The 12,418-nt window shown below is 71.6% G+C and carries 10 protein-coding genes; 4 read left to right on the forward strand and 6 right to left on the reverse strand.

Annotation, left to right across the window (positions count from 1 at the left end; translation table 11 throughout):
- Positions 1-27: 27 nt before the first annotated feature.
- From EVS81_RS13840 to EVS81_RS13850, 3 genes are all read left to right on the forward strand, one after another.
- Positions 28-1,695 carry an amidohydrolase gene (locus tag EVS81_RS13840; protein WP_130110884.1) on the forward strand — a complete coding sequence of 556 codons (1,668 nt, stop codon included), beginning with the start codon at positions 28-30 and terminating at the stop codon, positions 1,693-1,695.
- 117 nt (positions 1,696-1,812) lie between these two features.
- Positions 1,813-3,063, forward strand: a complete 1,251-nt coding sequence (locus EVS81_RS13845; RefSeq protein WP_130110885.1) for a flavin-dependent oxidoreductase — start codon at positions 1,813-1,815, stop codon at positions 3,061-3,063.
- Positions 3,060-3,659 carry a DUF3237 domain-containing protein gene (locus EVS81_RS13850; protein ID WP_130110886.1) on the forward strand — a complete coding sequence of 200 codons (600 nt, stop codon included), beginning with the start codon at positions 3,060-3,062 and terminating at the stop codon, positions 3,657-3,659. The genes EVS81_RS13845 and EVS81_RS13850 overlap by 4 nt, the downstream gene beginning before the upstream one ends.
- Positions 3,660-4,018: 359 nt before the next feature.
- Here EVS81_RS13850 and EVS81_RS13855 read toward each other — a convergent pair whose 3' ends face one another.
- On the reverse strand, positions 4,019-5,800 hold the full coding sequence (locus EVS81_RS13855) for a thiamine pyrophosphate-binding protein (RefSeq protein WP_130110887.1): 1,782 nt from the start codon (positions 5,798-5,800) through the stop codon (positions 4,019-4,021).
- A gap of 302 nt (positions 5,801-6,102) precedes the next feature.
- Positions 6,103-6,837, reverse strand: a complete 735-nt coding sequence (locus tag EVS81_RS13860) for an IclR family transcriptional regulator (RefSeq protein WP_130110888.1) — start codon at positions 6,835-6,837, stop codon at positions 6,103-6,105.
- 149 nt (positions 6,838-6,986) lie between these two features.
- On the opposite strand from EVS81_RS13860, the gene EVS81_RS13865 reads away from it, so the two are divergent.
- Positions 6,987-8,894, forward strand: coding sequence for an FAD-dependent monooxygenase (locus EVS81_RS13865; RefSeq protein WP_130110889.1), 1,908 nt, complete (start codon positions 6,987-6,989; stop codon positions 8,892-8,894).
- 94 nt (positions 8,895-8,988) lie between these two features.
- Here EVS81_RS13865 and EVS81_RS13870 read toward each other — a convergent pair whose 3' ends face one another.
- From EVS81_RS13870 to EVS81_RS13885, 4 genes are all read right to left on the reverse strand, one after another.
- Positions 8,989-9,948, reverse strand: coding sequence for an NAD(P)-dependent alcohol dehydrogenase (locus tag EVS81_RS13870; RefSeq protein WP_130110890.1), 960 nt, complete (start codon positions 9,946-9,948; stop codon positions 8,989-8,991).
- Positions 9,945-10,169, reverse strand: coding sequence for a helix-turn-helix transcriptional regulator (locus EVS81_RS13875; RefSeq protein ID WP_130110891.1), 225 nt, complete (start codon positions 10,167-10,169; stop codon positions 9,945-9,947). Before EVS81_RS13875 ends, EVS81_RS13870 begins: the two co-directional genes overlap by 4 nt.
- Before the next feature lies 1 nt (position 10,170).
- Positions 10,171-10,755 carry a hypothetical protein gene (locus tag EVS81_RS13880; RefSeq protein ID WP_130110892.1) on the reverse strand — a complete coding sequence of 195 codons (585 nt, stop codon included), beginning with the start codon at positions 10,753-10,755 and terminating at the stop codon, positions 10,171-10,173.
- Between the two features lie 231 nt (positions 10,756-10,986).
- The gene (locus EVS81_RS13885; RefSeq protein WP_130110893.1) at positions 10,987-12,342 is read right to left on the reverse strand and encodes an NAD-dependent succinate-semialdehyde dehydrogenase; all 1,356 of its coding nucleotides are present in this window, start codon (positions 12,340-12,342) and stop codon (positions 10,987-10,989) included.
- Between the last annotated feature and the right edge of the window lie 76 nt (positions 12,343-12,418).

Consider the following 12,418-nt stretch of genomic DNA (forward strand, 5'->3'; position numbering starts at 1 on the left):
ACCCGCCGAAGACGAGGGGAATCCGAGATGTCCGTCGACCTGCTGTTCACCGGGGGAGCCGTGTTCACCGGCTTCGGGGAGCCGCTCACGGGGTATGCCGTGGCGGTGTCGGGAGGGCGCATCAGCGCAGTGGTGCCCGAGCCCGAGGCCGAAGCCCTGGTGGGCCCCGCCACCCGGCGGATCGAGCTCGCGGGGGCGCTGCTCTCGCCAGGGTTCCAGGACGCGCACGTGCACCCCGTGGGCGCGGGGGTCGAGCTGCTGCAGTGCAACCTCACCGAGGCCGGGAGCGCCGACGAGGCGGTCGCGACGGTCGGCGCCTATGCTGCCGCGCACCCGGAGGAGGAGTGGATCCTCGGCGGCGGTTGGTCCATGGACCACTTCCCCGGGGGCTCGCCGAGTCGCGCGCTGCTCGACGCGGTCGTCCCCGACCGCCCCGTGTTCCTCATGAGTCGCGATCACCACAGCGCCTGGGCCAACAGCGAGGCCATCCGGCGGGCGGGGATCGACGCCGCGACCCCCGATCCGGCGGACGGGCGCATCGAGCGCGAGGACGACGGATTCCCCTCGGGCACGTTCCACGAGGGCGCGGGAGGGCTCTTCGCCGCCGTCAAGCCGGCGGTCGACGCCGAGCTCTCCCTCCGCGGACTGCTGCGGGCGCAGGACGAGCTGCTCGCGCTCGGGATCACGGGCTGGCAGGACGCCTGGGTCGGCGACGACGGCGCGGAGATGGGCGGTCGGGACGTCTACCTCCGGGCGGTCGAGAGCGACGCGCTCCGTGTGCACGTCGTCGGCGCCCAGTGGTGGGATCGAACCGCGGGGCTCGAGCAGATCGACGACATGATCGCCCGTCGCGACGAGCGCCGCGCGAGCGGGTCGGCCGAGCGCTTCGAACTCGGTACCGTCAAGATGATGGTCGACGGGGTCGCCGAGAACTTCACGGCCTCGATGATCGAGCCCTACCGGGACGCGCGCGGCCGGGACACCTGCAATCACGGCATCTCCTTCATCGACGCGGAGACGTTGCGGGAGGCCGTCGTGCGGCTGGACGCCGCGGGCATGCAGGTGCACTTCCACGCGCTCGGGGACCGGGCGGTGCGCGACGCGCTCGACGCCGTAGCCGCGGCGCGCGCCGCGAACGGCCCGAGCGACGGTCGGCACCACCTCGCGCACCTGCAGGTGGTCGCGGAGGCCGATACCCCGCGCTTCGCAGAGGTCGACGCGATCGCGAATCTGCAAGCGCTCTGGGCGACGCACGAGCAGCAGCTCGACACGCTCACGCTGCCGTTCCTGCAGCAGGGGGCCGAGGCCCGTCAGTATCCCTTCGGCGAACTCCACGCGCACGGCGCGCGTCTCGCGGCGGGCAGCGACTGGCCGGTGTCGAGCGCGGATCCTCTCGCGGCGATCCAGGTGGCGGTGACGCGCGTCGCTCCCGGCATCGACGCCGAACCCCTCGGCGGTGCGCATCAGCGTCTCGACCTCGTGACGGCCTTCGCCGCATACACCTCGGGCAGCGCGTATGCGAACCACCGCGACCACGACACCGGGAGCGTGCGCGAGGGCTATCTCGCGAACCTCGCGGTCATCGAGCCCAACCCGTTCGCGCTCCCGAGCGATGAGCTGCACCGGGCCAGGGTCGTGTCGACCTGGATCGAGGGGACGCCCGTCTTCACCCGCTCGGCTCGCGCGTCGTCCTGACCGCACCCGACCCGCGAGCGGGGGTGCGGTCCCCACACGCATCGTTTATAGTCTTTATTGACTAATTACTCGTGAGCCGTGTCCGCGGCCTCGCGACCCGAACCGAAGGAGTTTCCCGTGCGAATCGTCATCGCGGGCGCCGGCATCGGCGGCCTCATCACCGCCCTCAGCCTCGAGCGCGCCGGCTTCACCGACATCGTCGTCCTCGAGCGCACGGAGCGGATCCGCGGCCTCGGCGTGGGCATCAACCTGCTGCCGCACGCGGTTCGCGAACTCACCGAGCTCGGTGTGGCCGACCGCATCGCCGCGCTCGGGGTGGAGCCCGCGTCGCTGAGCTACTACACCCGGCAGGGACAGCTCATCTGGACCGAGCCCCGCGGGCGGTCCGCGGGCTACGAGTGGCCGCAGCTCTCGGTGCACCGAGGCCGGCTGCAACTCGAGCTGCGCGACCTCGTCGAGGAGCGCCTGGGCGGGATCATCTGGCTCGGGCGCAAGCTCGTCGACGTCCAGGAGCTCGACGATTCCGCCGTCGCCGTCTGCGAACTCCCGGACGGTTCGCGCGAGCGCGTCGCCGCCGACCTCATCGTCGCGGCAGACGGCATCCACTCCGCCGCGCGCAAGCTCCACTATCCCGGCGAGGGCGCACCCCGCTGGAGCGGCCTCACCCTCTGGCGCGGCACCGCGCTCGTCGACCCGGTGCTCGACGGCCGCACCATGATCATGCTCGGCGACGCCGAGCAGAAGTTCGTGGCCTACCCGCTGAGCGGGCCGCTCGAAGACGGCCGGCAGCGCATCAACTTCATCGCCGAGCGCCGCGGCGGCGGATCGCCCCACGTCGACTGGAATCGCTCGGTCGATCGCGCCCCCATCGCCGACGCCTTCGCCGGCTGGCGCTCCGACTGGCTCGACATCCCCGCGATCATCCGGGACTCGGAGGAGCTGCTCGAGTACCCGATGGTCGATCGCGACGCGATCCCGAGCTGGGTGTTCGGCCGGCTGGTGCTGCTCGGCGATGCGGCGCACGCCATGTACCCGAACGGCTCGAACGGCGGCTCGCAGGCCACCCTCGACGCGCGCACGCTGGCCTACCACCTCGCCACCGCGGCGTCCGTCGATGACGCCCTCGCGGCCTACGAACAGGCGCGCCGGCCCGCGTGCACCCGGCTGCTCGAGTTGACGCGGCAGACCGGTCCCGAGCGCGTCATGCAGATCGCTCGCGAGCGCGCGCCCGAGGGCTTCTCCGATATCCACGACGTGATCCCGCGCAGCGAACTCGAGGCGATCGCCGCCGAGTACAAGCTCGCGGCCGGGTTCCACCCGGAGCAGCTGAACGCGCGCTCGTCCCTCTCTGCTCGGGTGGGGGCGTGACCGTGCGGATTCCGCCCGCGCCGGCGCCGGCTCCGGGGTCGGCGCGGGGGCCCGTTCCATCGCTCGCAGCCGTCGCGACCGTGACGGTCGACCTCGGCGAACCGCTCGACTTCGGGCGCACCCGGGACGGGCTGCGGCGCATCACCCCGATCCTCGGCGGCGAACTGCGCGGGATCCCGGGCTCCGATGCGGGCGAGGCTCTGCGAGACCTGCGGGCCGCGATCCTGCCGGGCGGCGGCGATCGCCAGCTGGTGCGCCCCGACGGAGCCGTCGAGATCGATGCCCGCTACGACGCCCGTGCCGCGGGGGGCTCTCTCATCGGGCTGCACGCGACGGGCCTGCGGCGCGCGCCGCGCCCGGATGAGGTCGGCGGCTTCGGAGCGACTGGGGCGTCCGGGGCCCCTGGAGCGCCCGGAGCACCCGGAGCGACCGGGGCGTCCGGAGACTCGCCCGGGGCCCGCGGCCGATACTTCCGTGTCGCCCTCCGCTTCGAGACCTCCGACCCCGCTCTCGCCGAGCTGCAGGAGGCCCTGTTCATCGCCGACGGCGCGCGCGAGGCCGATCGCGTGGTGCACACGGTCTACCGCGTCTCCTGATCCTGATTCGCTCTGGCGCTCCGGTGGCTCCGGCGCCCCGGTCGCTCTCGCCGGTCCGCACTCGACCCTCGATCCGAGTCGCCCCCCCCGATCCCGAGTCGCCCCCCAATCCCGAGTCGCCCCCCCGGTCCCGAGTCGCCCCCCCGATCCCGAGTCGCCCCGATCCTGATTCCTTCGCGCGTCAGGAGTTGCTGCCTCGCGTCCCGTGAGGCGACACCTACTGACGCGCGTAGCGGGGAGGCGGCACCGGCTGGGACGCAGGCTGGGATGCAGGCAGGGACGCCGGCAGTGACCCCGGCAGGGACGCAGGCAGCGGAACGGGAGGGGAGCGACGGGCGGGCCGGCGCGGGGCCGGCCCGTCAGACGTCGAGGCCGTTCACCCGCTGGATCTCGCGCTGGTACTCGGCGATCACCCCGCGCGAGATGCGGCAATCGAGCAGGATCGTGCCCTGCGCCCCGGCCGCGGTCCACGCGCGCAGGGCCTCGAGATCCTCGAGCCGGTGCACCCGCACGCCCTGCGCGCCGAGGGCGGTCGCGAGGCCGGCGAAGTCGACGTCGGGGATCAGCATCGGCTCTTCGTCCAACCCCATCGCCCCGTAGAGGTGCACCTCGGCTCCGTATGCCCCGTCGTTCCAGACCACGATCACATTGCTGGGCGAGGTGCGGATCGCCGTCTCCAGGTCGGCGAGCGCCATGAGGCCGCCGCCGTCGCCCGTGCTCAGCACCGTCGTGGTGCCCGGGGCGGCTGCCGCGACGCCGGCGACGGTGGGGAATCCGAGGCCGATCGTCTGATAGGCGGTGCCCACCATGACCAGCCGCTCGGGCGATGCGACCGGCCAGTACATGCTGGCCCAGCCGATGAAGTGGCCGCCGTCGGTGGTGATGTGGCGCTCGGGCGGCAGCAGCTCGGCGATTCGGGCGGCGACGCCGCGAGGATCGAGGCGCCCGTCGGCGCACACGCCGTCGGGGTGCTCGGCGAAGCCTGCGTCGCGCACGCGCAGCGCGCCCCCGGGCTCGAGGCCGGGTACGCGCTCGCGCCAGCCGCCGGGCGCCCGTCCCGCTGCGACGAGCGCGCCCAGCAGCGTGCCGAGGGTGGCCCGAGCGTCTCCCTGCAGCAGCAGGTGGGTGATGGGGCGGTTGGTCTTCGGGGGTGCCACCTGCTCGTCGTCGATGCGGATCACGGTGGTGCCGGCGCCGAAGAGATCGCCGAAGCGCATCGTGAACTGATTGAGGCCCGCGCCCACCACCAGCACCACGTCGGCCGTCTCGATCGTCGACATGGCGGCCGACTGCCCGAACCCGCCGGTGACGCCGAGGTCGAAGCGCGGGTCGGGGAAGATGCCCCGCGCGAGCGCCGTGCTGGCGGTGAGCGCGCCGAGGGCGTCGGCGATGGCGCCGAGTTCGGCGGAGGCGCCCGAGAGGTGGGCGCCGCGCCCGGCGAGCACGACGGGTCGCTCGGCTTCGAGCAGCGCGCGCACGGCCGCCTCGATCTGGTGGCCGGCCGGGCCTCCGAGTCCCTGCGGCACGACGGGCTCGACCGGGCGGGCAGGCGGTGCGACCTCGGCGACCGAGGCGCTCAGCGCTGCGAGCACCGCCGGGTCGTCGAGGTCGATCCCGCGCGGTTCGACGGCGGGGGCGGGCTCCACGGCCGGCGCGGTGACGAGGTCGTAGGGGATCGCGAGCACGACGGGTCGGCGTACGCGCAGCGCGTATGCGGCGGCGCGGTCCACGGTGCGCTCGATGCCCGTGACCGAGAGCATGTGCGTGCGCACGCCGAGGGCGGCGGCGAGCATCTCCTGGTCGACGTCCCACGGGCGCGGTCCGTCGCTCGGCGCGTCGCCGACGACGACGAGCATCGGGGTGCGCGCCTGCGCGGCCTCGGCCAACGCGGTGAGCGTGTTAGTGAATCCCGCGCCGTACGTGGTCGTGGCGATCGCCAACCGGCCGCCGACGCGCGTATAGGCGTCGGCCGCGGCCACGGTGCCGGCCTCGTGCCGCACGGCCGTGTAGGGGATGCCGAGCTCGGAGAGGCACTGGATGAGGTGGGCGTTGCCGTTGCCCATGAGGCCGAAGCTGCGATCGGCGTGGCGGGCGAGCGCGGTCGCGAGGGTATGGACGAGCGTGGGTGCAGAAGCGGACATCACAGATCCTTTGATGAGAACTCGAAACGAGGGGGAACCGTGTATGTCTCGTCGGGCGGCGCAGCCCTGACAGCAGCGCCCCTTTTTCGAGCGCCTTAGCCGGCCGGGTCGGAGACGAGCCGACCGAGCTGGACGCTCCCTATAGTACCCACAGGATCGGCCCGCCCGGTCATCCTGCGCGAGGAACGAGTCGCAGGATCCACCTCGTCGGATCCTGCGATTCCGTTCGCACGCTCACTGCGCGCAGGATGACACGGCGTGCGGGGCGACGGGCGCCGCGTGGCACGGCGGGAGCGGCGGGCTCAGCGGTAGCTCTGCGCGATGCGCTCTGCCGTCGCGTGCAGCGCGTCGACGACGGAGTCGAGCGGCTCGGGGAGCTTGAAGTGGACGACGGCGACGGCGGCCGGCGGTTCGCCGTCGATGCGCAGGGGCACGGCGATGCTGGTGACCCCGTCGATGACCTCGTCGTGACTGAGGGCGTAGCGGTTGCGGCGGGCCTCGAGCGCTGCGGTGCTGAGCTCGTCGTCGCCGAGGAAGGCCCGGTGCTCCGACGCGGTGAGGGACGACTCGATTGCGCGCGCCGGGGCTCCGCGGTCGACGGGGTGTCGCACTCCCGGGTTGCGGGCGACGCTGGCGGCGACGTTTGCGGGCTCGACGGTGGCGAGGGTCACCACATCGTCGATGTCGAGCACCGTGACGAACGCGGTCATGCCGAGCTCGTACGCGAGCTCGGTGAGGGCCGGCATCGCCGCGGTGTGCAGCGCCGGCGCCACGCCGCGCGCGAGCACGGTGAGCTTGGGGCCGAGTCGGATGCGGCCGGCCTGATCCCGCGTGACGAAGCGGTGCTGCTCCAGGGTGCGCAGGACGCGATAGGCGTTGGATCGGTGCACCCCGAGCTGCTGCGCGAGATCTGCGATCGAGAGCGGCTGCTCGGCCTCCGCGAGCAACTCGAGCGCGCGCAGGCCGCGGGCCAGGGTCTGCGACCCGGCGGTCTGGGGGCCGATGCTCGCGGCTGCGGTGTCGCTCGTGGAAGTCATGTGAACCATTCTGGCGGATGCGGTCGGGGCGGATGTTGTGCGATCGCGCGAGGCGGTCTATTCTGACTGTGCGATATTCAAACTTCGTGTTCAATTATAGAACATTGCGATGGCGGAGTCATCCCGCGACGGCGCAGTGAGGAGAAACAGTGCAGTTCCATCACCACGGATACGTCTCCACCGATCCGCGAGTCCAGCCCGCCGCGGGTGTCGGGTTGAACCGCCCGGAGCAGCTCCCCGAGCACCTCGACGTGCTGATCGTGGGCTCGGGCCCGGCGGGCATCGTCGCCGCCGCGCAGCTTGCGCAGTTCCCGAACGTGGTGACGCGCGTCGTCGAGCGCCGCGACGGGCGTCTCGTGCTCGGGCAGGCCGATGGGATCCAGGCCCGCAGCGTCGAGACCTTCCAGGCGTTCGGCTTCGCGCAGCAGATCATTCAGGAGGCCTACCAGATCACCGAGACCGACTTCTGGACTCCGGATCCGGAGAATCCGCGCGACATCGTGCGCAGCTCGATCACGCCCGACGACCCCAAAGGCATCAGCGAGTTCCCGCACCTCATCGTCAACCAGGCCCGGGTGATCGACTACTTCGCCGAGTACGCGCGCCGCGCGCCCGCGCGGGGCGACGTCGACTACGGCTACGAGTTCCTCGACCTGGAGGTCACGGGGGAGGGGGAGTACCCCATCGCGGTGACGCTGCGCCGGGTCTCGGGCTACAGCGGAGCCGGGATCAACGCCGCGAAGTCCGAGGCGGCGGACGACGGCGAGACGGTCGTGGTGCACGCGAAGTACGTGATCGGGGCCGACGGGGCCCGCTCGGCCGTGCGGCGCTCGATCGGCGGCTCGCTCGCCGGCTCGACCTCGCTGCACGCCTGGGGGGTCATGGATGTGCTCGCCGTCACCGACTTCCCCGACTTCCGCAAGAAGTGCATCATCCACTCCGAGGCGGGCAGCATCCTGCACATCCCGCGCGAGGGCAATCACCTCGCGCGCATCTACGTCGACCTCGGCGAGACCGACGAGCACGACGGCGGCAAGGTGCGCGACACCCCGCTCGAGGAGGTCATCGCCCGGGCCAACGCGATCCTGCATCCCTACACGCTCGACGTGCGCGACGTGCCCTGGCACAGCGTCTACGAGGTGGCGCACCGGCTCACCGACCGCTTCGACGACGCGGCCACGTCGCCCGACGGCAAGGGACGCGTGTTCCTGATGGGCGACGCCTGCCACACGCACAGCGCGAAGGCGGGGCAGGGCATGAACGTGTCGATGCAGGACGGCTGGAACCTCGGCTGGAAGCTCGGCTACGTGCTCGAGGGGCGCAGCCCCGAGTCGCTGTTGAAGACCTACTCGGACGAGCGCTGGGTGACCTCCAAGAACCTCATCGACTTCGATCACGAGTGGTCGACGCTCATGGCCAAGAAGCCCGAGGAGTTCGACTCGCCGGGCGAGGTCGAGGAGTTCTACGTGCGAACCGCCGAGTTCCCCGCCGGGTTCATGACGCAGTACACCGAGTCCATGCTCACGAGCGACGGGGCGAACCAGGATCTCGCGAGCGGGTTCACCATCGGCAAGCGCTTCAAGTCGGTCAAGACGACTCGCGTCTCGGACGCGGTCGAGGTGCACCTCGGCCATCATCATCGCGCCGACGGTCGTTTCCGGGTGTACGCCTTCGCGGACGCCTCGGGCGAGCGCCTCGACCGCTGGGCGGCGTGGCTGCTCGACGACGGCGCGTCGCCGCTGCACCGCTTCACGCCCGAGGGGGCGGATCTCGACGCGATCTTCGACGTCAAGGCCGTGTACCAGCAGCACCACCACGGCGTCGACCTGTCGCGGGTGTCGAAGCTGTTCCTGCCCGCCTCGGGTCCGTTCGGCCTCACCGACTACGAGAAGGTTTACGCGGCGCAGCCCGACGAGGACATCTTCGACCTGCGCGGCGTCTCGCGCGACGGCGCCGTGGTCGTGGTGCGTCCCGATCACTACGTGTCGGCGATCCTGCCGCTCGACCGCCCCGAGCAGCTCGGCGCATTCTTCGAGGGACTGCTGCTCGAGCGCTGACGGCCGGGGGCGGCGCGAGCGTCCGCGTCGTCCAGCGCGAGGGAGTCGCTGCGGGCCCGGGCCCGGGCGCGCGCCTGCGGCAGGCTCCCTCGCCTCAGCCCAGCGTGAGCACGACGTGCCCGCGCTTGCCCCGTGCCACGTGGCGATGGGCGTCGGCCACCCGGTCGAGCGGATAGCTCGCCGCCACCGGGGCGTCGAGCGCACCGTTCGCCGCGAGCGCCGCAGTCTCCCGCAGATCTGCCGCGACCCGCTCGGCCGAGCGGAGGCCCGTGAACGCGACCAGTGCCCGTCGCCGGCCGAACCACCGCGTCCACAGCATCTGCGCGAGAATCGCGAACGACGGCACGGTCGTCATGTAGAGGCCGTCTGGGGCGAGCAGGCGCCGCGCCCGTCGATACCCCATCCGGCCCCAGGCGTCGAACACCACGTCGTACGAAGCCGTGTGCCCGTGCAGCTCGGTGTAGTCCAGTGCGGCGTCGGCCCCGAGCGCGCGCACGACGTCGAGGTTGCGCGCACTGCTCGTTCCCGTGACGTTCGCGCCCACGTGCTTCGCGATCTGCACGGCCGCGCTGCCGACGGCGCCCGAGGCGCCGTTGACGAGCAGCCGCTGTCCAAGCCGCAGCGCAGCCGAGTCCCGCAGGAACGACATCGCTGTCGCGTCGACCAGGGCCGCGGCGCGCACGGGATCGATGCCGTCGGGCACCCGCTCGATCGGCGATCCCTCGCTCACGGCGAGATACTCGGCGTGAGCGCCCATCGCGGCGTTGGTCGCCCCGAAGACGGGATCGCCGATGTCGAACCGGCGCGCATCCGGGCCGAGTGCGACGACCCGCCCGGCGAAGTCGCTGCCGAGTACCGGCAGCCGCGGACGGAACAGGCCGAAGGCGAGCCGGGTGAACCAGGGCGATCCGGATCGGGCCGCGGCGTCCGCCGTGCTGACGGTTGCGGCGCGGACGCGCACGAGCACCTGGTCTCCGGTCGGCTCGGGTGCGTCGAGCTCCTGCGGAACGACGACGTCCGGCCCGCCGTAGCGGCGGGCGACTGCGGCTCTCATGAGACCTCCTCCGGGTACTGGAACACCTCTTCGATCCCCGTGCCGAAGACGCGGGCGATCTGGAATGCGACCTCGAGCGACGGGGAGTAGCGGCCCTGTTCGATCGCGATCACCGTCTGGCGGGTAACCCCGAGCGCGTCGGCGAGCTGCGCCTGGGTGAGCTCCCCGTGCGCGAAGCGCAGGGCGCGGATGCGATTCGTGACGCGCGTCGGCTTGCCCATCTCAGAACCCCCGGCGATAGACGACGAGCTTGACCGCCGCGCTCGAGACGGCCTGCAACACGAACGCGAGGTAGATGACGTTCGCGATCCAGAAGTGGGGCCACTCGGCGAGCGCCATCCCCAGCGCCGCGAGCGCGCCGGCCACGAGCACGAGGAAGGTGCGGACCGTGGCGATCCGATCGATCTCTCGGTCGCGATCGTCGACGCGGTAGGGCTCGGCGGCGGCGCGCCGGGTAGGGCCGCCGGAGGCCGCCTCCGCGAGCTGCGGGTCGCCGAGCCCGGGTTCGGCACCGGATCCCGCCCCGGCTCCGGCTCCGGCCCCGGCCTCGCTCCCCGCGACTCGCGGCGAGCGCTCGGGCCGTTCGGCCTCGTGCACGCTGCGCGCGACCCCGGTGCCGAACTCGACGATGATCCGCAGCAGGATCGAAGCGGCGATCGAGATGCCGATCGACCACAGCAACGGCGCCTGGTAGGCCGTGGCGGTGATCGGGTCGGTCGCGCGCGACAGCACGACGACGACGTAGGCCGCGTACGCGACCACGGGCACGATCAGGTACACCCACGTGCCCCGTTCTTCGTAGGACATGGCGCCCTCCTTCAGGATGTCAAAGATTCTGTACATGCAAATGTAAATCGAGCTTTACTCCATGTCAAGAATCTCTTACATTTGGGTGCGGGCGGGTGGCCGCGGGCGCGGGCGGAGTGGGCGCGGGCGCGGGCGGGCGGAGTGGGCGCGGGCGCGGGCGGAGTGGGCGCGGGCGGGAACGCAGAGGCCCCGGGATCCTGAGCGGATCCCGGGGCCTCAGCGCTGGCGGAACTACTTCGCCGCGAAGCGGAAGAGCTTCTTGTTGGCGAACTCGAGCATGCCCACCTTGCCGAGCTCGCGGCCGTAGCCCGACTTCTTCACGCCGCCGAAGGGCACGTCGGCGCCCTCGAGGCCGGCGCCGCCGATGAACACCATGCCCACGTCGAGCTGATTGCCGACCTGCTCGGCGCGCTCGAGATCGTCGCAGATCACGACCGAGCCGAGGCCGTAGGGGGAGGAGTTGGCCAGCTCGATGGCCTCCTCGTCGCTCGGCACCTTGTAGAGCTGCGCGACGGGGCCGAAGAGCTCCTGGCTGTAGACGTCCATCGCCGGCGTGATGTTCGAGATCACGGTCGGGGTGAAGACGTTGCCCTCGGGCTCGTTGTTGCCGACGAGCACCTCAGCGCCCTGATCCAGCGCACCCTGCACCTGGGAGGCCAGCGTCTTGGTGGCCTGCGCCGACGAGAGCGGACCGAAGTCGTCGCCGTAGCTCTGCCCGCCGATCGCGGCCACGAACTTCTCCCGGAACTCGTCGAAGTACTTGTCGAGCACCACGATGCGCTTGGAGCCGTTGCAGGCCTGGCCGGTGTTCTCCATGCGTCCGCCCACGGCGTGCTCGACCGCGTGGTCGAGATCATCGGTGTCGAGCACCAGGAAGACGTCGGATCCACCGAGCTCGAGCACGCACTTCTTGAGCGCGCGGCCTGCCTGCTCGGCCACGATCGCGCCCGCGCGCTCCGAGCCGGTCAGCGAGACGCCCTGGACGCGATCGTCTGCGATGATGTCGGCGACCTGCTCGTGGGTCGCGAACACGTTGACGTAGGCGCCCTCGGGGAAGCCGGCGTCACGGAAGATCTTCTCGAGCGCCAGCGCCGACTCGGGGCACTGGGCCGCGTGCTTGAGCACGATCGTGTTGCCGAGGATGAGGTTCGGCACCGCGAAGCGGGCGACCTGGTAGTAGGGGTAGTTCCAGGGCATGATGCCGAGGATCACGCCGGTCCCCTGGAAGCGGAAGAACGAGCGCAGGCCGTCCTCCACCTCGAGCTCCTCATCGGCGAGCCACTTCTCGGCGTTCGCGGCGAACGCCGCGGTGATGGCGCCGGAGAACTCCGCCTCCCCGATCGACTGGTCGAGCGGCTTGCCCATCTCGCGGTTGATGATGGCGCCCAGCTCGTCCTTGCGCTCCTCGAAGAGCTCTGCGGCGCGCTGCGCGAGGGCCGCGCGCTCGGCGACGGTCGTCGTACGGGCCCACTCCTTGTAGGCCTTCTGCGCCGAAGCCAGGCTGGCCTCGATCTCCTCGGCGGTCGCGTCGGGGTACTCGGCGACGGTCTCGCCCGTAGCCGGATTGATGACGGCGAAGGTGCCCATAGATGACTCACTCCTTAGTGACTTCGTCGGTGATTGAGTACAGCAAGTCTCCCACACCTCGCGGTGCAGCACTAGC

It is taken from the genome of Leucobacter triazinivorans (genome assembly GCF_004208635.1).
Classification (GTDB): Bacteria; Actinomycetota; Actinomycetes; order Actinomycetales; family Microbacteriaceae; genus Leucobacter; species Leucobacter triazinivorans.